A 19,147-nucleotide genomic window follows, 5' to 3' on the forward strand; every position below is an offset into this window, starting at 1 on the left:
ACCACAGACTATCGCATTGAACGGCAATACCATTTGTAACTTGTAGGATTGCCGCTCCTCGCGTCGAGAGAGCGACAACATGACGATCATTACCCGCAAGCGGGCGGACCAATACGCCATCATCCCGAATGCTGTCGCCAGTGACGACAGGCTGACGTTCGAGGAGCGTGGCGTGCTGGTCTACCTGCTCGCGAAGCCACACGACTGGAACGTGTCGGTCAAGAACCTCCAGAACCAGGGGAGCATCGGCCGCGACAAGGTCTATCGGATCCTCCAGAAGCTGGAGGAGGTCGGCTATCTCAAGCGCGAACAAGCAAAGAGCTCAGACGGCCGTTTCGCCGCCTACAACTACACCGTCCATGATGATGCTGTGCCCGAGAGCCTGCCGCTACCGCGTCCTGAAAATCAGGAAGCGGCGGCACCGCGTCCTGAAAACACGGAAGCGGCCTCACCGCTTCCTGAAAAACCGGTAACTGGAAATCCGCTTAACGGTGAATCCGACACATACAAAGAACCTACTAAACCAAAATCCCCCCTAACCCCCCTGGCGGGGGGGACAGATGGTCTTTTGGATAAAATGATTTCCATCTGGCCTCAGGAGCACCTGGGCAAGCGAGACGCGGCCGAGCGGGAACTGCAGGCGCTTCCCGTCGACAAGCGACAGCGCGCTGCCGACTGCATCAAGGTCTTCCTGCGTCACTGCACGCTGCGCCGGGAACGAGTGCCTCGCCTGTCGGTCTACCTCTCCGGGCAGATGTTCGAGATCGTCTATGGCGCGCCGGACCTCGATAGCGCCGGCTATTACCGAATTCATCCCGACCGCGCCGAATGGCCGGCATGGCTCGAATACGTTCGCCGCAAGCACGGCGAGGCGAAGGCCGAAAAGGTCCAGGCCGAACGACTGATCCTCGGAAAAACACGCTGGCCGGTCGATCTTTCGCTTGCCAATAGTGTAACCAATTTGGCAACATCTGGAACCGTAACGGATACTGTTTCGGCGGCTCGGGCATGATGAAAATGAAGCGGCTCTTTCTCGACACGCCCGCCGAGCTGGAGAAGCGGATCGACCGCTTCATCGAGCATATGCGGCATGCCGAGGACATCTTCTTCAACAAGAACAAGCGCGGACTGCCCACGCCTCGCGACCTGCTCTGGCTGCTGTTCGCCGATGCCGTCGACACGGCCCGCAACATGCCCGACGCCGAACGACGAATGGTCTCCAAGGTCGGCTCGGCCATGCCGTCGTCTCGAGACACCGAGCACCAAGCCTACGTGCGCGAGCTGTCTCGCATGGCCGACGGAATGCCGCAGTATGACACCACCGACGTTCGCATCGTGGTTCACCAGGCGGCCGTCGATCGCATGGTCGACATCATGGACCTTCTGCGCTTCGTGCGGGCAGGGCGGCAGGGTCAGGACGCGCAGCGCTACAAGCGGACATTCCTGGCGCATGCCGGCGGCCACGGCGTCGAGTTCTGCACGCGCGTCTGGGATCGGCACCGCGTCGAGATCATGTCGAGGCAAGCGCTCCACGACGTCAAGAGCCGCGTCCTGGGCCAGATCCTGGTCGGCATCGAAAAGGAGTTCGGCCTGGTCCGTACCAGCCGGAGCTTCCGGCGCAAAACCGTTCGGGAGATCGACCAGCTGCGAAGGGAACGCAAGCGCGAGGAAAAACGTCGCCGGCGTGAGGAGCAGGAAAATAATGCCGGTTGATATCGCGATGCCGCGCAACCTGGTCGATCGGCGCAAGAATGCCGGCCATGCCGCGGTCTGCGCCGTCGGCTTCGACGCTGATCCGGGCGTCTTCCGGCTTGCCACAGCCGAGAACATCGAAGCGCATCTCCCCCAGCTCCAGCCCGGCCGGTGGGAGAGGCTGCATTTTGCGCACGTTGTCTGGACGCCGGGCCTCGCCGTGGCGCGCACCATGGTTCTGGGCGCCGAGCGCACTCTGGCAAACTGCCATCTTGGCCAGCACTGGTATCGGGCCAGTCTCGACGCGCTCCACGGCGTGATCCTGGCAGAGGCGGCATCTCTTCGATCGCCTATCTGGTCGCAATCCGAGATGATGCACATGCTCAAAGGTCAAGCCATGCGCGCGGCTGACCGCTTTGCGGCCGGGATCGTCTGATGTTCCCGACAGCCGACCAGATCGCACTTGCCATCGTCATGGCCTGCCGGCCGCACCGCGAGGATCCGTTTGCGGTGTGCGCCGGCGAACTCGGCATGCGATCGCGTCATGTCGCGATGGAAGCCTTGATCATCGCCTTTCCTGACGCCCGTCGAGTGGGGCTCGGCAAATGTCTGGCCTACGGCACTCCGCGCTCGGCGCAGGGCCAGGTGATCGGGGCCAAGAAGGGCAAGTGGTGGAGCGACGATCATGTCGACGAGATCGTCGGCGCCATCGTCGCCGAGCAATACGGCGAGCAAGCGCAATGATCGTGCGCCTTTCCCGTTTCGTCCGCCGTCTTCGCGGCCGCGCAATCCCGCGCGTGTCGTGTCGCGGCATATACCTAAGGATCAACTGACATGGACACTCAAATCGCCGGCACCGAGCCGCTGGATGTCGACGAAGACTTCGCGGAGGCCGTCTCCCAGGAACTCGCCCGAGATACCTCCCAGCCGAAACCTACGGTTCGCAACATGATCGTCACCACCGGCATGTCCCTGAAACGGCACATCGACCGGCTGCGCACCAAGGAGACCGAACTGGAGGCGACCAAGGCCGCCGCGACGGTTGAGTACGAGCGCGTCATCGCGCAGGCGAAGCTGGTGCGCGACAATTGCTACCAGGAGACCGACGCCGATCTCCACCAGATCAGGACGACACTCGAGGTGCTCGATCCGGCCCGTGCCAAGCTGTCAGAAATGGCGTAGGCCATGGAGGCGGTTGTCCCCTTCGACGATTCCGGACTCGCTCAGGTGATCGAGCGAGCTCGGATGCTGTTCGACGACGGCGACGTGGCGTCGGCGCGGATGTTGGCGTCGGGTGTCTATGACCAGGCAAAGGCCGCCGGCAGCTATGCTGCTCGCTTCCATGCCGGCGAGCACCTGATCTTCAAGGCGCGCAAGCTCCAAGGCGACGCCCTGCTGATCGAGGCCCGTGCCAAGATCACGATCGCCACGGAGTGGACTGCCGCCCAGGAAAGAGGGGAGGCATCGAAAGGCGGCAGACCGAAAACCGTTCCAGACGGGAACGGTTTCACGGCAGCCGAAGCCGGGCTCACCCGAAAGGAGATCCACGACGCCCGCAAGCTGGCGGATGCCGAGCGGCGAGATCCTGGCATTGTCGAGCGGGTGATCGCCGGGCGGGTAGCGGAAGGACTCGAGCCGAGCAGGGCGAACCTGCGCGTGGCGATCGGCACCGACACGGCCAGCGCGGACGAGCGCGGCAACAATCTTTACGAGACGTGCCCGGAAGCAGTGCACGCGCTTCTGGCGCTGGAGACCTTCGGCCCTCGCATCAAGGAACCGGCATGTGGTCGTGGCGCGATCTCGCGCATGCTGGAGGCGGCCGGCTACGACGTCGTGCTTTCCGATCTCATCGACTATGGCACCGCCGATCGCCACGGCGTCCTGCAGGAGGTGCGGGACTTCCTCACCAGCGAGGCAGGCGACGATTGCGACGATATCGCCACCAACCCGCCCTACGGCGGCGTGCTCAATGCTTTCGTCGCGCATGCGCTGCGCGTGCACCGGCCGCCGAAGATGGCGCTGCTGCTCAACCTGAATTTCCTCTGCGGCTTCGACGATCCGGACCGCAACTACGCCATGGACGACTGCAAGCCGGCGCGCATCCATGTCTTCACGCGGCGCCTGCCGATGATGCATCGCGATGGCTGGGACGGCAACGAAGCCTCGAGCCGCATGAACTTGGCCTGGTTCGTCTGGGAACAGAACCTGGTCGGCGACTATGCCGGGCCGACGGTCATCAACCGCGTTGACTGGAAAGACTATCTGCCGAGCGAGCCCGTGTGATGCCTGCCTATCGCAGCTCGGCCGAAGCCGAGATCCGAGATGCCGCTGTGGCTCGCCTGCGCCAACGCCGCCCCAATGCCAGGATCATCCATGAGATCAACGTCAGCTCGCATGGCCCCAACCGCATCGACGTGCTCGCCGTCGACCGCGCTGAGATTATCGCGTGCGAGGTGAAGTCGGCCAAGGACAAGCTGGACCGCCTGCCGGCGCAGATCGCATCGATGTTCGGCGCGGCGCATCATGTCATCGCGGCGATCCATGAAAAATTCCTGGTCGAGCAGGAAACCAACCAATGGGCGGCTCACGAAGAGCGCGCCGGAAAATTCTTCATGCGCAAGGTGCCTGAGGGGATTAGCCACAAATGCGAAATCTGGGTGTACCCGGAACGCCGGCGCGCTTTGCCTACCGCTCACCACGATCATCTCGAAAAGTGGGCTCTGCCTCACCCCGTGTTCGAGCGCCCTTTGCCCGCGAGCGCAATCGATCTCCTCTGGCGTGACGAGCTGCAACAGCTTTGCTCCTCGTTACGCGTCTCCGCGACGCGCCAATCCGTCATGACGGACATGATCGCGGCGTTGCGGTGGCACTGCACCGGAAAGGAGCTGACGCGCGGCATCTGCCGACTCCTTCGAGCTCGCCAGTGCAAAGAAGCCGATCCCGAAATCGTCGAAAGGTCTGCCGCATGAACCACTTCGCGGGCTTCACCACGCCGGTCGTGGGTGGTCATCATGCCATGCTGCGCTTTGCCGAGGATGGGCGCGCCGAGCCGGTGCTTGGCCCCGGCGGCGAGCCGAAGATTTTCCCGACCGAGCTGGAGGCCTTGAAGGCGGTCACGGAGAGCCTGCTGCGCTACTTCAATGGTCATATGAGGCGCGACGGCGAAACGATCACCAGCGCCCGCGACGCGGCCGAACGCATCTTTCGAAAGGGCCGGATGATTCCGGTGGAGCACCGCTGATGTCAGGATTTCGCGAGGGCTGGGCTCTCAAGTCGCCAACGGCCGTCACCACGCACTACTTTCGCCGGCGCGGCCTCGGACTCGCCGTCTCTCTCTGCGGCTCACAGGATGCGCCGGCCGGGTGGCTCATGGAAAATTCGGGCGCCGGGCAATGTGAACGCTGCGCCACGGTGCGGGCGAAGGAACTCGCCAGATTGGACGCTGCGCCACCAGAGGCGGCCGAGGACGAGCGCGGCGATCGACGGGCGTGCGAAGGGAAGGCCGGCGACTGACGCGCGCTGGCGGAGCCTCTACACTCGACAAGAAAATGGGGCAGCGGAGACCAATCCGCTGCCCCTCCCTACCACAGCCGCCGGCGGTGCCAGCGGTGCGGATTCCTACACCAGCATCGAGCGCGCATGTGCCTGGCGCAGCTGCGACTCCATCGAACGGATGGAGCGGGACGCCGCCGCAAGCGTGTCGGCCCATTTGTCGGCCTTGGTGGGGTCGACCGACTTTAAGGCGATGCACTCGCCATCCTTAAAGCCACCGGCGATCGCGGCGATGATGCGCTCGACCGTCTTCTCCATCCTGCTCATGGCAGCGATATCGTCCTTCGAGGGCTCCGGCCTGTTCTCGTCGTCGAACATGCCGCCCTGCTCGATCCGGTCGCGGACCGCCTGCGCCGCGGCCTTAATGCTCGACCAGTCTTTCAACTTGCCGCTGGAGAACAGCCTCACGATGTTGATCTGATCGGCCGTGGGGAGGTCGACCAGATCGTTCGCGTGGCCGAGCGGGAACGCGCCACTGTCGACTAGCTTCTGGATAGTCTCGTCGAGATTCAGCAGCGCCGTGCGGGCCTTGATGCGCGTCGGCTGGACGCCGATATCCTTCGCCAGCTGCTCGACCGTCCAGCCGCGGTCGATCATCGCCTGAAACGCGCGCGCTTCCTCCAGCGGCTTGATGTCGGCGCGGGCGAGGTTTTCCACGATCGCCTGGAGCGCCATCTCATTGTCGTCGATCTTCACGACCTCGCAGAGAATGTCGGCCGCCTCGATCAACTGGTGAGCGCGCCAGCGGCGCTCGCCACCGACGATCATGAACTTGCCGTCGACCGGGCGGACCGTGATGGCCTGGATAAGGCCGCGCTCGCGGATCGATTCCGCCAGCTCGCGAAGCTTCACCGGATCGAAATGCTTGCGCGGCTGGTCGGGGTTCGGGATCACCAGGTTCAGGGGGATGCGCTTCTTCATGGTAGGGGCTCCGTGGTAGGGAATTTCCTGGTAATATCAACAACTTAGCTTGTAACCAAAATGGTTGCAAGCGGTCGGAGAAGAAATATCCTTAGCCGGGTCCCTTCGCTCCCCAAGCAAGCCTCACGTGAGAACTCTGTCAGAGGCAGTCGCCAAAGAGCGAGAACATAGCGGCGACTGCGAGTTTTCAGTTGAATCGAAGCCCGGTCGTGACGTCAGACATCCGGCGGTCGAAACTCACGCACCACTTTGAACATACCGGGCTCGAAGATCGCAGTCTTCATGACTTCTCGAAGCGCGCTCATCGAGTCACTGTCGGTCCGCATCGCCTCGTATTGCGCAACGCTCTGCCATCGCGCTCGCATCACGACCCGCTCACGATCCAGGCTGAGATGCAGGGTGGCCCCTCCGAAGCCGGGGGCCATCACCACAGACTCTTCCGTGACTTTCGTCAGCAGCGCTATCAGTTTGGTCGGGTCCTCCGTCTTCAGCCGGAAGGTGTTGATCAGAACAACGGGGCCCTGATGGTTCGGCATCATGAAGCGCTTCCTTCCGCCTGCGGCTGAGCGCTTTCTGAGCCTGGGGTTGCCGCAGTTTGCAGCACGGCTTGCAGCTCCTGGTCGAGACGCTGTGCGACAGCGTCGACCAGCGGGTCGCCGAACTGGCCGAAGACGGCGGCCGGTCGGTCGTACTCGAACGCCGAGCCTTCCCCGTCCTCTCGCAACAGGACGCGGATGGGCGCATAAATCCCGGCCGAGAGCTGGTGGCGGGTCATCTTCGAGGCCGTCAGCGGGTTGCCGATATCATATTGGATGGAGCGCCGCTTCTGGCCTGCAATCGCCAGCAGGGCGCCATGGTCTCGGAAGCTGAAGATCGACAGGTTCGCCGAGGCTTCGAGCTCACGCAAAGCGCGCTCGGCTTCTCCGTATCGCAGAAGGGTGAATATACCATCGTCGATCCGCGGGACGAGGCTCTCGAGCCTGTCCTTCGTCTCCGCGAAGGGCTTGGGGGAGCGGATGGTGACGTGCTCGTTTGTGAACACTCGTGTCTCGATCGTAGGGGCCATTGTGTGTCTCCAAATCATGGGGGGCCGGAGGTCAAAAGCGATTGGAAGGTGACTGCCTAGGCGTTGAGGATCCTCTCCACGCGCGCCGCGAGCGCGAGAAGCGCGCGATCCTCACCTTCCGGCCCATCGAGCTCCAGCCCGATCGGGAGGTCATGGCTGTCGGGGCCAATCGGCAGGCTAACGCCGGGCAGTCCTGCTGCGCTGGCGGGAATGGTGTTGTTAGCCAACACTCGGAAATCGACCTCTTCCCCGCCCACTGTGAATTGCGTCTGGTGATCAACTGTCGGCGCCGAGCAGGGCGTCGTCGGGAGGATCAGGGCGTGGGCGCTGTGCCGCGTGAAGACCTGGCTCATGCGTTCCTTCACCGCCAGCCGATCGGTGAACAGGAGGTGATAAGCTTGCTCGCTGAGGTAGCCGGGTGCACCGGGTATGACGAAGTGGTCCCAGGCGTCCTTGACGCCAGCGCGCAGTCCCTCGTGCAGATCCTCGAAGGTGACGGGGATGGCGTGGCGCTCCAGGAACTCGCTAAGGGAGGCCTTGGTCTCGCGGAAGAAGAGGCTCCACGTGGTGTGCAGGGCTAGCGCCTGGAATTCCTCGCCGAGATCGATCTCGACGATTTCGGCCCCGGCATCGGCGAGGCGCAGGAGCGTGTTGCGGAACTGCGCCTCGACCTCGGGATCCACCGGGTTCAGGTACTGGCGCGGCGCAAAAGCGAAACGGATCCCTTTCAGATCGGCTCGAGCGTTCAGCTCGGCCACGGGCGCACCCGTGACGACCTGGTCGATCAGCATGCAATCCTCGACGTTTCGGGCGAAGACCCCTGTCGTATCGAGGGTGTGTGAGATCGGCGCGACCCCTCCGCGCGGCCAGCGCCGGGTTGTCGGCTTGAACCCCACGACGCCGCACAGCGAGGCGGGGACCCGGATCGACCCGATCGTGTCGCCGCCCAGCGTCGCCGGAACGAGGCCGGCGGCCACCGCCGCCGCCGAACCGCTCGACGAACCGCCGGTTACATGGCCGGGCGCATGCGGATTTCCGACCTGGCCATAAGGGCCATTGTCGCCTGTCAAACCATAGGAAAGTTCGACCAAGTTGGTCTTCCCAAGCACGATCGCGCCCGCCGCCTTCAGCGATGCAACCGCCTCCGCGTCTTCAGTTGGTTGGAAGTCTCTGAGCGCATCGACGCCCAGCGTCGTGCGCAAGCCGGCCGTGAGATAGCTGTCCTTGATGCCGAGGGGAACACCGAGCAGCGGTGCGCTCAGCCCCTTGGCGCGGGCCTTGTCGGCTTCGCGGGCAGCGGAGAGGGCCCCGGGCTCGTCCAGGGTGATAAACGCTTTCAGGCCCTCGTCCTGCCGAGCCTTGGCCAGAAGGGCAGAAACGTAGTTTTCGGCATTGACCTCGCCCCGGCGAATGGCTTTCGCGGCGCCTGACACGCCCAGGCGTGTGAGTTCTTCCGGCAAATTGGCCCCGGTGGCCTTGGTCCGCTGGTTCAGCATGACGCTTTCCGATCCGTTTAGATGTTGCACGACATCTATTTGGATGTCATATAACATCTAATCTGTCAAGGACCCCATTGTTGGGTGGTGAAAAGGAGCGTCGATGAGGAAGTCGAACAAGGAAGCCGCGGAAACCCGGCGCGCAATAGTCGCCGCGGCCGCGGACCACATCCGGCGCACAGGCATCGGCGGGGCCAGTCTTTCGGAGGTGATGGCTGCTGCCGGCCTCACCCATGGCGGCTTTTACAAGCACTTTCGCAATAGGGAGCAGCTGATAGGCGAGGCGCTCGTCGCTGCGGGCAACGCATCTGCGGGTATGCTCGGCGCGGTCCGCGCAGAAAAGGGGCGGAACGCTGCGTTGGACAGCTACCTGTCCGCTGAGCATCGTGATGCGGCTACGCCTACCTGTCCAATGGCGGCCTTGGGGAGCGAGGCTGCCCGGTGCTCAGGTGAGACCCGGGCGGCCGCGGCGACCGTCATCGAACAGATGATCGACGAACTCGCCGAAGATCCATCTTCGGAGGAGGCTCGCGGCGAGGCCATGCTGGACTACGCCACCATGATCGGCGCCATGACCTTGGCCCGGATCGTATCGGGGACGCCACTGTCGGAGCAAATCCTTGAACGTGCTAGGGAGCGCCTGCATCGCTAGGGGCTCCCCGCTTGGATGCGCCGCGATCGGTAGATCGCGGCATCACATTTCGCCCTCGATCTTTTCAGCCAGGGGCGTAATGACCTCGTCCCAGATGGCTCTGCAGATTTCGTTGTCGGCGTGGTCGGACACGACGTCATAGCCCGAATTGCCATAGATCAGCTGGAACCACCCGAGCTTGTCTCCGGTCGGGCTCCGCAGATGGATGGCGTCCTCGTCGGTCGAGAAGAGCGCCAGCATGATCGCCGCCTTGTCGTCGGAGCGTTTCACCACCCAATCCTCGCCGTCGTTGACGGAAATCAGGTGGCCCCGGTCGAGGCAGGCCTTCACCAGGGCGCGGGCGATGCGGCGTTCGGCGCGGATGCGGTTGACAGTGTCGCGCGACCGGCGCGCCAGCGCCTGCTCGATCGCCTCGTCGAAGCCGGTCTTCGGCTCGCCTATCTCGGCATCCTCGGCCAGGCGGGCGGACAGCACCCGGTTGCCCGAGGCGTTGAGAGCGTTGCAGATCGCCAGCATCTCGGCCGGCGTAACGTTGATGGTCATGGTCATTCTCCGTGATAGGGTTGGATCTCGAGGAAGGCGCGGGGATCAACCCCACGCCAGTCCCCAGCGCTTGGCGCACACCGCCCCGTAGCCGACGTCGATGGAGCGGTGATCGGTCAGCTCGGTCGCGCAGAAACAGCAATTGCCGGTACGCTTGCCGTGGGCGGCGCCGGCCTTCGAGGGGTTCTCGGCCAGAGCGCTGAGAGCCGCGACCAGGCCGTCAGGACCGGGCGACCGACGCGAGCTAGTGAACTCGCCCTTGCGGTCGATGCGGCCGTACCAGTCGCGGGTCTCGAACGATCCCGGCGACGACACGTTGATCTGGCCGGCGTGGGCGGAGCGCTCACCGGCCAGAGCGAGCACAACCGTCTCGCCGTTGACGTCGAAGCGGATCTTCGGATGCTTGACCTTGTTGGCGATCGCGGTGTCGAACAGCGCGATCAAGCCGTCCATCGAGCCGACCTTGGCCTTCGGCGCCGCGGGCTCGCCGGCCTGTGCGCGCTGGGTCAAGGTAGCGACCCAGGGCCACTGCCGTTCCGAGAGACTCGAGCGGCTGTCATACTGGTGCAGGAGTGAAGCGGCGAACTCCGCGTCGCGGCCGTGCAGCTTCGGAGCTGACTGGCGCAGGGCTTCGATTTCGAGGTTCATATCTGGTCTCCGTGGTAGGGATTTCCCAGATCGGTGCGGCTCCGGCGGTTATGCTAGGCCTGGCCCGTCCCCGGTTCGATTTCACTCGGCCGGTCAGTTGACGAGAAGTCACCAATCGCCGGCCCATTGCTGAAAGGGGAGTTCCGGCGAAGGCTGCAGCGGTGAAAGGAAACGGCTTTCTGCTGCACCGATCTGAATTTCTAAGTTACTTCAATAACTTAGCGTGTTACCAAATCGGTTACAATAGGGTACAAGCCAAAAAATCGAATAATTTCAACCACTTCGCTGGTGGTCAGTTCACCGGCTTGAACCGGGATTGCAGGATTTCGCCGGAAATGGAGCGCTGGTCGTCGCCCGACTGCACCAGTGCCTGGTCAACGTGCTCCGGGTTGATGCCGATCACCTTCCAAACGCGGCCCTGCTGGTCGGGGGCCTCGGCGCCGAGGTAGGGCGCGACCTGGAGGGGCTGCGGCGGCTGGCGCAGGCGGTATTGCGCCGGCAGCTTGGGATGATGCCAACCGCAGCCTTCGGCCTCCAGGCCATGTTCGAACACCTCGAGCCGCAGCTTTTCTTTCAGCCAGACCGAGATGTAGGCGCGATGGCAATACTGGTTGTCGGTCGGGGCCTCGTAGCAGAGCAGGGCAACATCCCTGCCGCCCGAGAGGTCTTCCATTTTGGCGACGATTCGGCCCGCGTTGAGCTTGTCGAGGCCTTCGAAGTAGAGCTGCTTGTATTCGCGTTCGCTGGCGGTCTTAAACCACTCGCCTGGGGCGAGTTCGGGCATCTTGCGGAAGCCCGCCGGATATCCTCGCGGCGTTCCCCTGGACACCCCGATTTTCTGGATCTCGGGCGGGAGCTTGGCGAACCAGGAGCTGGTGAAAATGCGCATCTATCGTCTCTTTCCGTGGTAGGGTTTGGACAGGTCCAATTGTAAAGCGGGCGAACTTCTCAAGCAACCAAAATGACACTGTGTGTTACCATTTTGGTACGTTGCCTCACCCGTACATCTGCATTAGGTATGGGTTCTCTCCAGCGCCTTCGGGCGCTGTCCTGTGGTAGGGATGGAGAGCAAGGCCGATCAGGGGCAACCCGGTCGGCCTTTGATATTTTCGGCGCGGCTGTGGCACTTCGAAGCGCACTTCGGGATAATTGACCCACGCCGTCACGGTCTCGAAACTGATGGCGCGCGGCAGGCTCTTGAAATCGTTGAGCAGCGTCCGGCCGGCCAGGATCCCGTTGCCAGCGAACTCGGCGCCCGAACGGAAAAACTGGAACGTCTTGCGCCACGGTCCGGTTGAGAGCCAGAGGTCGAGGCCCGGCGCTAGCTCCACCCGGTCGAGGCGATCGCTATCAAGAAGTTTGCAGAAGAGCTTGTGGCCCAAGGGCCGGGGCGTCTGATATTCGAACGCCCGCCGGTGTGTGGAATCGATCAGGATGAAGCGCATTGCAGCTCTCTTGCCTCTAGGCGTTGGTTGATGGTGGGGAGCGACCCGGCTGCGAACAATTCGAGCCACCATTTGATCAGCTCGGCGTGGTAACGATCGTCGGCCGCACGATGACGGGGCTCGCGCAGCTGCCGCTCGATCCAGTCAAGCCGGTCGCAAAGCTCCGGCCGGTAGAGCAGGTGGCGGAACGCATCTGCGAGCCGCATGTCGAGAGCGTAATTCCCGGTGCAGCCGAGGGGCGAGCAGTCGCTATGCCAGGACTCCCACAAGTCGAGGGCCTGGCTAATGGTGGGGAGCCGGCGCCGCCGCTCCTCCTCGTCTTCTGGTAACGGACGAAACACTTTTGGACTCCGTGGTAGGGATTTAGATCCTATGATGTAACCAAATTGGTTACAATATGGTCAAGCTAAAAGTAGCTTCTGCGGCCGTCCTTCCAGACCTTGACGGTGATGGTGTTCACGTAGGTCCCGACCTGGGCGAAAGAACCGTGCGGCAGATCGCGGAACTGGCCGTTCAGCTTCTCGATCAAAGCCCGAAAAGCGATGGCCTTGCGGGTCTCGCGAAACTCGCTACCGGCCGACATGATCGCGGCGAGGCACCCGCCATCCTCCAGGAAGTCCAGGGCGTGCACGACGTGGTCGATATCCCGCTCCATGTCGAACGGGGGGTTCATGATGACGCGATCGTATTTCCCCGTCACGGAGGGGCGGAGCGCCAGGAAGTCGGCGGCGTACACCTTGCGGTATGTGCCCTGCGCCTCGAGCGCTGCGGCAAGCGCTGGCTGGAGCTCCACGCAATCGACCTGGTTGTCGAAGCGGTATTCCCTGCGCCAGCGGTCCATCCGGGCCTCGTCCCCATAGCCCGAGTGATCACCGAAATCCTTGATGCTGGTGAGGCAGCGGCGCGCCAGATTGCCGGTGCCGGCGCTGGGCTCCAGGATCCGTAGGCGCGGCTTCTCGATCGGCTGGAGGAGGGGAACACCCTTAAGCAACTCCTCGGCCGCGGCGTCGGGCGTCGGGAAGAAACCGAAGTTCTTCGCCGGCGTGGTCTTGCGGTTGCGGAAAAGGTCGTCCGGTTCCTGGGTCTGCCCGTCGCCAATCACCTCGCCGTAGTATTCGGCGAGCATCTTGTTGACCTTCTCGACCAGGTCGTTGCGCGTGAACCAGAGGTGTGCGTTGCCGTTCTTGTAGGCGACAATCCTGAAATACTCGCCGCGATGTTCGGACTGCTGCGGCTGGAAACCCTTGCGCTCGGCCCGCACCACATTCTCGATACTGTTGTAGGAGGGCTTCTTACCGTCGAGGACGGAGAAGGTGCGTTCGATATCGCGCACGGTGTCCCATGTGCCGCCCCACGAAACGTGGCCATGGTCGCGGTCGAAGGCATAGGTCAAGATCATGCGGCTGCCGACCTTGAACCCGTCGTGAGATCGGAACCGGCGATCCAACTTGGAGAAGGCCGTCGCTATGCCGCGCCGGAAGATCATCTCGGATTCGCCGGCCCACTTCTCGATGGTGGCGTACACGTTGTCGACGGTGACCGGTGGAATCCCCATGATCTCGTCGAGGTTCATCAGCTCCTTGCCGTCGCCGCGGCGGTGGTCGTAGCGCTCCGGCACCCACTTCAAGGTGTCGCGCAGCTCGTCCTTGGCCTGCTTGTCCATCAGGACTTCCAGGTCCGTCATCTTGACCAGATAGTTCCAGCACGAGATGTCGATCAGGCGGATGGCGGTCCGCTTCCACTGCTCGGCATCGGGCAGGTCGACGGCCTCGAAAAACGCTCGCACCTCGCGGTTGTCGCGGTCGCCGTACCTGGAGCAGGCATGTTCGCCAGCGGCCGCTTTCCAGAGCGCCGCCGCCTTCTTCAACTCCCGGTCGGCCTGCTCGATGGATGCGAACGCGCCATGGTAGGCGGCCACGGCTGCGTCGCGATAGGCGACGATCTGCTCGATCGTGTTGCGGGGGATCAGCGCGTTCATGGCTTCGCCTCGACCGGCTTGGCGCTCACGGCGCCGTGCATCTTCTGGAACGTGAAGACGTCTTTGCGCTCGATGACGATCTCGTAGCGCTTGCTGCCGTCGGGCAGCGTAAATTCATATTCAACTGGCTTGGTCACAGGTCTGGTCTCCGTGGTAGGGATTGGTGGGCGACGGGACGTCTCCCGCCGCCCTATCGAAGGGTATTGTTTGTCTCTCAGGGCATCGCCTCTCCTTCTGCTGTTGCGTCAGCTTCCATGTCCGTTTCGGCCGCCTGGAGGTCGGCCAGCCGATCGCGGCAGGAAGGGCAGCGGCAGCTTTCGCTGCCGTCGAAGGGGAAGGGGGTTAGGCAGTCGTCGCAGTAGGGCATCGTTTCAACCGTGGTAGGGAAAAACCTTGTAACCACAACAACTTAACCTGTTGCCAATTTGGTTACAATGGAACCACGGACAAAAAGTCGTGTTCGACGCTCTACAGTCGCATTAACGGTTTAGGGTAAGCGGCAGCCTTGGCCGATATGCGCCATCGGGGCCGTCCATCCGGCGCGTGTTATCCCTGGCGTTGTCTCTAGCGAGCACGTGGAACCATCGGCCGAGGGTATCCCGCCTACTGGACCGTAGGTTTGAGTATTTCCGGAAAGGTCTGCAGATCGTGACCAAGTGTGACTGCTTGGGCTGGCCTCATGATAATTGGTATTGGCTCGCCTTGAGCCGGAAACATGAGAAGCACCACGCCACCAAGTTCTTCGCTCATCACGACGGACCATTTTTCCAGGACGAGCATTTCCTTGGAAACTGCGATCTTCTCCGCCATCAGAATGTCCCCTCAATGCGGCCCCTTAGGCCGCCATTAGTTGCGCCAGGTCTGTTTGAATTCTTGGTCGAACCATCGCTCGGCGTCTTCAAGCGGACCCATGGTGGACCGGAACTCAAGGTAACCGGAGTATCCCTTCTCCCGTAGCCACGACTTGAAATCCGAGAAGCTTGGCTCGTCGGTGGCGGTGATGGTCAGGCCCCGATCTTTCGCCCACTCGTGGCAAAGGTATCGGATCGCCTTTTCGGCCTCGTCCTTCTTCATGTCGGCGCCTCATTTCCGCAACGGATAGCCGTCGACGCCGGTAGTGCGTCGCTCGACAGACTGCTGGATGGACATCAAAGCCCGGCGCGCCGGTCCCGGCTCGGGGTGCAGTCCCTGCCTGAAAGCGGCGATCATCTCGGAAATGGCCGACTTGAGCCTTTCGACGGCTTCTCCGTCCGCCTTCGTCCTCCCCCGGTCGAACTCGAGCGAGGATTCTATGCGCTGGACGACATCCCACCAGGACATGGCTTCATCAAGCGGCGCGTCGTGGGTAAGCCGCTTCCGAAGGTCTTCAACTAAATCGAGCGTATCGTTCATGGAAAGCCCCTGCTATTGCGCCCGCTGATGCATTGCCATGAAAGGCGCAAAGATCATGCCCATTTCCTCTCCCAATTTTCTCAGATGCTCCACTTTGGCGAGCACGACCTTCCTTGCCTCATGTCGAACTGCTTCGTCTTGCTCTCCCCATTTGCCTGACGCGCTGCCAGCCGCCTGGTGACCGTCTATCGCCGTCTCATGGAGGTCTTTCAAATAGTCTTGCACGCTCTTGGGAAAAAGGAATTGGGCGCGCCGGCGGACCTCATGGAAGGGTTGTAGCTGGTGAAGCTCAATGTCATGCCAAGTGTGACTGAAGCAGAATTTGTAAAACTCCGCGGTCTCGTTGAAGACACTGAAGCGCCTGTCGAAAAGGTCCAGAAGGATCTTGTCATGGGCGGTTCGCCATTGACGGTAGGCGATGACGGCAACGGCAAGAGCAATAGCCGCTGTTGCAAACCCCGCGAATGTTGGCCCGAGAGCCTGAATAAGCCTAATCCAATACGGAAGTGCTTGCTCCGTTACTGTCTGGGTCATTGTCACCAAACATCCCCGCCAAGACGAAGCGCAGCATCGCGCGACTGTTGCGCGTACGCAAGCATCACCCCGGCGCGAGCGCCCTGTAAACGGCCATGGCGCCTGCAATGAAGCAGCCGAACGACATCAGACCGAACATGGCACAAAGGTAGAGCGTTGCCGTGACTGGATCGGTTCGCGGCTTCCCGGTAGGCCAACGGTCTGTTCGATACATGATGGCGGGATCAGACCATCGGTCATACCATCGCTCAGCGAACTGGAAATTCAGCCAAGCCAAGAAGGCAGCGACGAGGATGAACCCGATCCCGAACAGGTTCCAGCCAACGCCGGCCATAAGGTCCGGCATCGCATCTGGCGGAAGCTTGTGGTTTCCGTTCCAGAGGCCGCTGATCGCGTAGATCGAGCCGCCATGGACGGCCAACAGGCTGGCGATCAGCCATCGACCGTAGTCAACGTGGTTCCGCTGGCTTGCGGCCCGAAGTTCGCCCATCTGCCGAAAGACCTCGCGAGCATGTTGCTCATACCGCGACCGGTCGGGCTCGGGCCAGTTGCTGATGAAGAATTTCGGATCGTCGGTCATATGCGATCATCCCCCCGAGGTTCGTCCGCGCGGGAGGTTGCTGCAAGGTCCGATGTTGCGCAAGCTTCCCCCAGAGGGGAATTGAACTATTAACCGAATAAGCCGACCTTTCAGAAGGCGAATGCGAGTTGGCCGGAGGCTTCCTGTCTGGAAGCGACACCGAGGGAACGGAGACCTGGCAGGGCAGCGATGAAGCCGCCGGGCTGGTAGGCGGGATCGTTGCGGCGCTCCTCACGGAGGCGGCTGTCGTCGGCGTCGTGCCGTTTATTGCCCTGCCAATAGGCGAGGCCGAATGGCGGGTTGTGGAGCTTGCACTTTGCGGCCGTCTTGCCGTGATGATCGATGAGCAGGTTCTGCTCCATCACGATCGTCAGCATCTCGTCGACGGTCATGGCCTCGTCGACAAACCAGCGCTCGCGGGAGAGCCCGCCCCCGGTAAAGGAGCGGAAGCCGGTCTCGCTGAAAAACGGCCGGTCGAGGTCAATCACCCGGCCGTCGAGCCCGGCGCCACCGAAGAAGCCAGGATAGCGCACGTCGGTCCGACAACCGTGGATGGTGAGCATGAACCGACCGGGCTGGCCGTGCATCGGGATTTCGCCATCCGGCGCGGCCAACTGCTTGCCGAGCCACGCGGATGCCGAGTTCCAGCAGTTGAAGCGGGATCGGCATGTCGCGGGCGTGTACCTCGTCCCGTTCCCACCGTCTTCGCTGTAGCCGTAGCGCTCAATGCGGTAGAGCGTCTCGACACACGCCTCGATCACCAGCTCGTAGGGCAGACGGCCGGGCTTGTCGCAGGCCATCATCGCGGCGTGGTAGTGGTGGAGGGCTTCGCGGGCGATGCAGACCAGATATTCGTCGGACCCGTCGCGCAGCATGGCGACATTCTCCGCGATCTCCTGGCCGCGCTTCTCGGCCTCGATCTGCCAAGGGTGTTTCTTGGCTGGTGCTTTCGGCTTTGCGGTCTTAGCCATCAGAGCAGCCTCCCTTCGGCCACCTGCCAGATGCCGTCGCCCAGCGGCTCGAACGGGCCGCGCTGTAGGGTCTGGCGAACCTTCGCCTTCCAGTTCGGATTGCGGTCGGCCTTCGGGCTGGTCGCCATCTCGCGGTAGAGATCGTCGAGCCGCACGGCCCCGCCGGCGCGCTGCATCACCTTCAACACTTCGTCGACCCACGAGCCGACGGAGGCAAAGCCGAAGATCAGCGAGCGCAGGCGCAGCGGCACGAACGCGCCGGGGATGCCGCTCGCGGCCAGCCGGTCAGCATCATCGGCGCCATAGGCGCAGAACACCGACGGCGCTCCGGCGTTGGCCTTGGCTCGAGTCCCGCCGGCATCATGGAAATGCAGCCGCCCTTCCATGAACAGCAGCGCGTCGGCCGCGCGCCACACGAAATCGTGGAACACCTGCGTTTCGGTGCGCGCGAAGATCAGCGCGATTCCATGAGCGTGGTCGGCCATACGGCCCATCCAGCGGCCGATCACGTTGTTCGAGTATGGTGGGTTGAGCCACACGCGACCGTGCCAGGGCCGGGCCAGACCGTTGTCGGCGATGGTGTAGTGCTGGCGCGCCATGTCCCACGGCCGATCGAGCGGCGCGCAGGGGTCGAGGTCGAAGCTCTCGGCGCCGCCGAGCGCGGCCAGGATGGCGGGAGGGGTCAGCCAGACGTCGGTGCCGGCCGCCGCGGACTGATGGGAGCCGATGGGCATCACACCGCCTCCGCTGCCGCTTCATCGATCTCTTGCAGATCAACCTTCGTCTGATTGCCCGCTTCATCGATGACGGTGAAGACATTCGCGGTCGATTCCGGCTTGCGCATGATGTCCCATGCCCAGCGCGCGGCGGCCTCTGGATCGCCATCGTCTTCGTAGTCGATGGCCCATGTAACGAGGTAGCGGGCCATCAGCTCTGCCTCTCGCATGCATCGTGGCAGTCGCCGTTGTTGCCGAGGCATTCCGGATCGCCCTTGGGGCATCCGTCGTCGTCTTCCTCCTCCTCGTCGACGTCCTCGCGAGTGAGCTGGTCGAAAGTCCACTCGTCACCCTCCTCGTCGAGGAAGATGATCTTGCCGTTGCGCTTGGCGGTCTGGATATCGTTCCAGAAGATTTCGGTGCCGCCGGCATACTCTGGCTCGCCCGTCTCTGGGTCGATATCGCTGATGTGGGCGCGGCCGGTCAGCCGCTCCAAGGTTCCGGTGATCGCGCTTCCGGTTGGGGATAGGTAATGGGCCATGGTCTCTGGTCTCCGTGGTAGGGGATTGTTGCCAAAATGGTTGCGAAACACGCTTGACAAAAAGCCAGGGGGGCAGGCAGAAATCGCGCAGCCTGATATTGCTTCGCGATTCGGCCGGTCCCCGAAAATCAGTTGGTGTCGAAGCCGCTCGGCGAGGGCTGAATTCCGGCCTCGTTCGCCACGAAGCCCACAACGTCGAGCACGTCGCTGGAGCTTAGTTTCTCGATGGTTTCGGCAAAGCGCCGCTTGAAATAGGTCTGGTGCTCGGCGCCGGCGTAGCGGGCCATTCCGATGGCAGCGGCGAAGGTGATCGCTTCGAGACGCGCGCCGCCGAAGCCCGACTTCTGATGGAGGCTGGCCGCGAGATCGTTGAGGGTCATTGTCTGGGGTCCGTGGTAGGGAAAGTAACCATTCTGGTTA

The 19,147-nt window shown here is 62.7% G+C and carries 30 protein-coding genes; 9 read left to right on the forward strand and 21 right to left on the reverse strand.

The features are described 5' to 3' along the window. Positions 1-79 precede the first annotated feature (79 nt). The 8 genes from P9273_RS03395 (at position 80) to P9273_RS03430 (ending at position 4,933) form a co-directional block, all read left to right on the forward strand. The gene (locus P9273_RS03395; protein WP_278047608.1) at positions 80-1,012 is read left to right on the forward strand and encodes a hypothetical protein; all 933 of its coding nucleotides are present in this window, start codon (positions 80-82) and stop codon (positions 1,010-1,012) included. After that, the gene (locus tag P9273_RS03400) at positions 1,009-1,713 is read left to right on the forward strand and encodes a hypothetical protein (protein WP_278047609.1); all 705 of its coding nucleotides are present in this window, start codon (positions 1,009-1,011) and stop codon (positions 1,711-1,713) included. Before P9273_RS03395 ends, P9273_RS03400 begins: the two co-directional genes overlap by 4 nt. Then, the gene (locus P9273_RS03405; RefSeq protein WP_278047610.1) at positions 1,703-2,128 is read left to right on the forward strand and encodes a hypothetical protein; all 426 of its coding nucleotides are present in this window, start codon (positions 1,703-1,705) and stop codon (positions 2,126-2,128) included. The genes P9273_RS03400 and P9273_RS03405 overlap by 11 nt, the downstream gene beginning before the upstream one ends. Then, on the forward strand, positions 2,128-2,436 hold the full coding sequence (locus tag P9273_RS03410; protein ID WP_278047611.1) for a hypothetical protein: 309 nt from the start codon (positions 2,128-2,130) through the stop codon (positions 2,434-2,436). The genes P9273_RS03405 and P9273_RS03410 overlap by 1 nt, the downstream gene beginning before the upstream one ends. A 90-nt stretch (positions 2,437-2,526) precedes the next feature. Continuing rightward, positions 2,527-2,874 (forward strand): hypothetical protein, encoded by a 348-nt coding sequence (locus P9273_RS03415; RefSeq protein ID WP_278047612.1) that lies wholly within the window; start codon positions 2,527-2,529, stop codon positions 2,872-2,874. A gap of 3 nt (positions 2,875-2,877) precedes the next feature. After that, a complete protein-coding gene (locus tag P9273_RS03420) occupies positions 2,878-3,975 on the forward strand; it encodes an SAM-dependent methyltransferase (RefSeq protein ID WP_278047613.1) in 1,098 nt (365 codons plus the stop codon). Continuing rightward, positions 3,975-4,661, forward strand: a complete 687-nt coding sequence (locus P9273_RS03425; protein ID WP_278047614.1) for an NERD domain-containing protein — start codon at positions 3,975-3,977, stop codon at positions 4,659-4,661. The genes P9273_RS03420 and P9273_RS03425 overlap by 1 nt, the downstream gene beginning before the upstream one ends. Continuing rightward, positions 4,658-4,933: a hypothetical protein gene (locus P9273_RS03430; RefSeq protein ID WP_278047615.1), complete on the forward strand. Its 276-nt coding sequence runs from the start codon at positions 4,658-4,660 to the stop codon at positions 4,931-4,933. The genes P9273_RS03425 and P9273_RS03430 overlap by 4 nt, the downstream gene beginning before the upstream one ends. A gap of 377 nt (positions 4,934-5,310) precedes the next feature. Here the strand turns inward: P9273_RS03430 and P9273_RS03435 are convergent, their stop codons facing one another. From P9273_RS03435 to P9273_RS03450, 4 genes are all read right to left on the reverse strand, one after another. Continuing rightward, positions 5,311-6,165 (reverse strand): ParB/RepB/Spo0J family partition protein, encoded by an 855-nt coding sequence (locus tag P9273_RS03435; protein ID WP_278047616.1) that lies wholly within the window; start codon positions 6,163-6,165, stop codon positions 5,311-5,313. Between the two features lie 215 nt (positions 6,166-6,380). Next, positions 6,381-6,704 (reverse strand): antibiotic biosynthesis monooxygenase, encoded by a 324-nt coding sequence (locus P9273_RS03440; RefSeq protein ID WP_278047617.1) that lies wholly within the window; start codon positions 6,702-6,704, stop codon positions 6,381-6,383. Beyond that, positions 6,701-7,231, reverse strand: coding sequence for a DUF302 domain-containing protein (locus tag P9273_RS03445; protein ID WP_278047618.1), 531 nt, complete (start codon positions 7,229-7,231; stop codon positions 6,701-6,703). The genes P9273_RS03440 and P9273_RS03445 overlap by 4 nt, the downstream gene beginning before the upstream one ends. A 56-nt stretch (positions 7,232-7,287) precedes the next feature. Then, on the reverse strand, positions 7,288-8,727 hold the full coding sequence (locus P9273_RS03450) for an amidase family protein (RefSeq protein WP_278047619.1): 1,440 nt from the start codon (positions 8,725-8,727) through the stop codon (positions 7,288-7,290). 103 nt (positions 8,728-8,830) lie between these two features. Between P9273_RS03450 and P9273_RS03455 the strand changes: the two genes are divergently transcribed. Next, positions 8,831-9,379: a TetR/AcrR family transcriptional regulator gene (locus tag P9273_RS03455; protein WP_278047620.1), complete on the forward strand. Its 549-nt coding sequence runs from the start codon at positions 8,831-8,833 to the stop codon at positions 9,377-9,379. Between the two features lie 42 nt (positions 9,380-9,421). Here P9273_RS03455 and P9273_RS03460 read toward each other — a convergent pair whose 3' ends face one another. The 17 genes from P9273_RS03460 to P9273_RS03540 all read right to left on the reverse strand — a co-directional run bounded on the left by P9273_RS03460 (position 9,422) and on the right by P9273_RS03540 (position 19,107). Beyond that, on the reverse strand, positions 9,422-9,922 hold the full coding sequence (locus tag P9273_RS03460; RefSeq protein WP_278047621.1) for a hypothetical protein: 501 nt from the start codon (positions 9,920-9,922) through the stop codon (positions 9,422-9,424). Positions 9,923-9,967: 45 nt separating this feature from the next. Next, on the reverse strand, positions 9,968-10,570 hold the full coding sequence (locus tag P9273_RS03465) for a DUF6011 domain-containing protein (protein WP_278047622.1): 603 nt from the start codon (positions 10,568-10,570) through the stop codon (positions 9,968-9,970). Positions 10,571-10,862: 292 nt separating this feature from the next. After that, positions 10,863-11,459, reverse strand: a complete 597-nt coding sequence (locus P9273_RS03470; protein WP_278047623.1) for a DUF488 family protein, N3 subclade — start codon at positions 11,457-11,459, stop codon at positions 10,863-10,865. A gap of 106 nt (positions 11,460-11,565) precedes the next feature. Continuing rightward, positions 11,566-12,015 (reverse strand): hypothetical protein, encoded by a 450-nt coding sequence (locus tag P9273_RS03475; RefSeq protein ID WP_278047624.1) that lies wholly within the window; start codon positions 12,013-12,015, stop codon positions 11,566-11,568. Beyond that, the gene (locus tag P9273_RS03480) at positions 12,000-12,356 is read right to left on the reverse strand and encodes a hypothetical protein (RefSeq protein WP_278047625.1); all 357 of its coding nucleotides are present in this window, start codon (positions 12,354-12,356) and stop codon (positions 12,000-12,002) included. The genes P9273_RS03475 and P9273_RS03480 overlap by 16 nt, the downstream gene beginning before the upstream one ends. Positions 12,357-12,421: 65 nt before the next feature. Further along, entirely contained in the window at positions 12,422-13,993 is a 1,572-nt protein-coding gene (locus tag P9273_RS03485) for a DUF4942 domain-containing protein (RefSeq protein WP_278047626.1), read from the reverse strand. Beyond that, positions 13,990-14,130 (reverse strand): hypothetical protein, encoded by a 141-nt coding sequence (locus P9273_RS03490; RefSeq protein ID WP_164757276.1) that lies wholly within the window; start codon positions 14,128-14,130, stop codon positions 13,990-13,992. Before P9273_RS03490 ends, P9273_RS03485 begins: the two co-directional genes overlap by 4 nt. A 466-nt stretch (positions 14,131-14,596) precedes the next feature. Beyond that, on the reverse strand, positions 14,597-14,803 hold the full coding sequence (locus P9273_RS03495) for a hypothetical protein (RefSeq protein WP_278047627.1): 207 nt from the start codon (positions 14,801-14,803) through the stop codon (positions 14,597-14,599). Positions 14,804-14,839: 36 nt separating this feature from the next. Beyond that, complete coding sequence (locus tag P9273_RS03500; protein ID WP_278047628.1) at positions 14,840-15,067, reverse strand: hypothetical protein; 228 nt, start codon at positions 15,065-15,067, stop codon at positions 14,840-14,842. 9 nt (positions 15,068-15,076) lie between these two features. Further along, the gene (locus tag P9273_RS03505; protein WP_278047629.1) at positions 15,077-15,385 is read right to left on the reverse strand and encodes a hypothetical protein; all 309 of its coding nucleotides are present in this window, start codon (positions 15,383-15,385) and stop codon (positions 15,077-15,079) included. A 12-nt stretch (positions 15,386-15,397) separates the two neighbouring features. Then, entirely contained in the window at positions 15,398-15,919 is a 522-nt protein-coding gene (locus tag P9273_RS03510) for a hypothetical protein (RefSeq protein WP_278047630.1), read from the reverse strand. A 64-nt stretch (positions 15,920-15,983) separates the two neighbouring features. Continuing rightward, positions 15,984-16,499 (reverse strand): hypothetical protein, encoded by a 516-nt coding sequence (locus P9273_RS03515; RefSeq protein ID WP_278047631.1) that lies wholly within the window; start codon positions 16,497-16,499, stop codon positions 15,984-15,986. A 110-nt stretch (positions 16,500-16,609) separates the two neighbouring features. Next, positions 16,610-17,470: a hypothetical protein gene (locus tag P9273_RS03520; RefSeq protein ID WP_278047632.1), complete on the reverse strand. Its 861-nt coding sequence runs from the start codon at positions 17,468-17,470 to the stop codon at positions 16,610-16,612. Beyond that, entirely contained in the window at positions 17,470-18,204 is a 735-nt protein-coding gene (locus tag P9273_RS03525) for a DNA N-6-adenine-methyltransferase (protein ID WP_278047633.1), read from the reverse strand. Before P9273_RS03525 ends, P9273_RS03520 begins: the two co-directional genes overlap by 1 nt. After that, on the reverse strand, positions 18,204-18,398 hold the full coding sequence (locus P9273_RS03530; RefSeq protein ID WP_278047634.1) for a hypothetical protein: 195 nt from the start codon (positions 18,396-18,398) through the stop codon (positions 18,204-18,206). Before P9273_RS03530 ends, P9273_RS03525 begins: the two co-directional genes overlap by 1 nt. After that, entirely contained in the window at positions 18,398-18,727 is a 330-nt protein-coding gene (locus P9273_RS03535) for a hypothetical protein (protein WP_278047635.1), read from the reverse strand. Before P9273_RS03535 ends, P9273_RS03530 begins: the two co-directional genes overlap by 1 nt. Positions 18,728-18,855: 128 nt before the next feature. Further along, the gene (locus tag P9273_RS03540; RefSeq protein WP_278047636.1) at positions 18,856-19,107 is read right to left on the reverse strand and encodes a hypothetical protein; all 252 of its coding nucleotides are present in this window, start codon (positions 19,105-19,107) and stop codon (positions 18,856-18,858) included. Positions 19,108-19,147: the final 40 nt, after the last annotated feature.

The sequence above is a fragment of the Mesorhizobium sp. WSM4935 genome, assembly GCF_029625735.1.
Lineage (GTDB): Bacteria > Pseudomonadota > Alphaproteobacteria > Rhizobiales > Rhizobiaceae > Mesorhizobium.

Excerpts from the sequence above, each read along its gene's own strand:
- P9273_RS03470 (WP_278047623.1), bottom strand. The coding sequence starts at position 11,459 with ATGCGCATTTTCACCAGCTCCTGGTTCGCCAAGCTCCCGCCCGAGATC.
- P9273_RS03415 (WP_278047612.1), top strand. The coding sequence starts at position 2,527 with ATGGACACTCAAATCGCCGGCACCGAGCCGCTGGATGTCGACGAAGAC.
- P9273_RS03420 (WP_278047613.1), top strand. The coding sequence starts at position 2,878 with ATGGAGGCGGTTGTCCCCTTCGACGATTCCGGACTCGCTCAGGTGATC.
- P9273_RS03510 (WP_278047630.1), bottom strand. The coding sequence starts at position 15,919 with ATGACCCAGACAGTAACGGAGCAAGCACTTCCGTATTGGATTAGGCTT.
- P9273_RS03540 (WP_278047636.1), bottom strand. The coding sequence starts at position 19,107 with ATGACCCTCAACGATCTCGCGGCCAGCCTCCATCAGAAGTCGGGCTTC.
- P9273_RS03460 (WP_278047621.1), bottom strand. The coding sequence starts at position 9,922 with ATGACCATCAACGTTACGCCGGCCGAGATGCTGGCGATCTGCAACGCT.
- P9273_RS03425 (WP_278047614.1), top strand. The coding sequence starts at position 3,975 with ATGCCTGCCTATCGCAGCTCGGCCGAAGCCGAGATCCGAGATGCCGCT.
- P9273_RS03405 (WP_278047610.1), top strand. The coding sequence starts at position 1,703 with ATGCCGGTTGATATCGCGATGCCGCGCAACCTGGTCGATCGGCGCAAG.
- P9273_RS03475 (WP_278047624.1), bottom strand. The coding sequence starts at position 12,015 with ATGCGCTTCATCCTGATCGATTCCACACACCGGCGGGCGTTCGAATAT.
- P9273_RS03515 (WP_278047631.1), bottom strand. The coding sequence starts at position 16,499 with ATGACCGACGATCCGAAATTCTTCATCAGCAACTGGCCCGAGCCCGAC.
- P9273_RS03445 (WP_278047618.1), bottom strand. The coding sequence starts at position 7,231 with ATGGCCCCTACGATCGAGACACGAGTGTTCACAAACGAGCACGTCACC.
- P9273_RS03430 (WP_278047615.1), top strand. The coding sequence starts at position 4,658 with ATGAACCACTTCGCGGGCTTCACCACGCCGGTCGTGGGTGGTCATCAT.
- P9273_RS03410 (WP_278047611.1), top strand. The coding sequence starts at position 2,128 with ATGTTCCCGACAGCCGACCAGATCGCACTTGCCATCGTCATGGCCTGC.
- P9273_RS03455 (WP_278047620.1), top strand. The coding sequence starts at position 8,831 with ATGAGGAAGTCGAACAAGGAAGCCGCGGAAACCCGGCGCGCAATAGTC.
- P9273_RS03500 (WP_278047628.1), bottom strand. The coding sequence starts at position 15,067 with ATGAAGAAGGACGAGGCCGAAAAGGCGATCCGATACCTTTGCCACGAG.
- P9273_RS03525 (WP_278047633.1), bottom strand. The coding sequence starts at position 18,204 with ATGCCCATCGGCTCCCATCAGTCCGCGGCGGCCGGCACCGACGTCTGG.
- P9273_RS03440 (WP_278047617.1), bottom strand. The coding sequence starts at position 6,704 with ATGATGCCGAACCATCAGGGCCCCGTTGTTCTGATCAACACCTTCCGG.
- P9273_RS03465 (WP_278047622.1), bottom strand. The coding sequence starts at position 10,570 with ATGAACCTCGAAATCGAAGCCCTGCGCCAGTCAGCTCCGAAGCTGCAC.
- P9273_RS03435 (WP_278047616.1), bottom strand. The coding sequence starts at position 6,165 with ATGAAGAAGCGCATCCCCCTGAACCTGGTGATCCCGAACCCCGACCAG.
- P9273_RS03505 (WP_278047629.1), bottom strand. The coding sequence starts at position 15,385 with ATGAACGATACGCTCGATTTAGTTGAAGACCTTCGGAAGCGGCTTACC.
- P9273_RS03495 (WP_278047627.1), bottom strand. The coding sequence starts at position 14,803 with ATGGCGGAGAAGATCGCAGTTTCCAAGGAAATGCTCGTCCTGGAAAAA.
- P9273_RS03530 (WP_278047634.1), bottom strand. The coding sequence starts at position 18,398 with ATGGCCCGCTACCTCGTTACATGGGCCATCGACTACGAAGACGATGGC.
- P9273_RS03535 (WP_278047635.1), bottom strand. The coding sequence starts at position 18,727 with ATGGCCCATTACCTATCCCCAACCGGAAGCGCGATCACCGGAACCTTG.
- P9273_RS03400 (WP_278047609.1), top strand. The coding sequence starts at position 1,009 with ATGATGAAAATGAAGCGGCTCTTTCTCGACACGCCCGCCGAGCTGGAG.
- P9273_RS03395 (WP_278047608.1), top strand. The coding sequence starts at position 80 with ATGACGATCATTACCCGCAAGCGGGCGGACCAATACGCCATCATCCCG.
- P9273_RS03450 (WP_278047619.1), bottom strand. The coding sequence starts at position 8,727 with ATGCTGAACCAGCGGACCAAGGCCACCGGGGCCAATTTGCCGGAAGAA.
- P9273_RS03485 (WP_278047626.1), bottom strand. The coding sequence starts at position 13,993 with ATGAACGCGCTGATCCCCCGCAACACGATCGAGCAGATCGTCGCCTAT.
- P9273_RS03520 (WP_278047632.1), bottom strand. The coding sequence starts at position 17,470 with ATGGCTAAGACCGCAAAGCCGAAAGCACCAGCCAAGAAACACCCTTGG.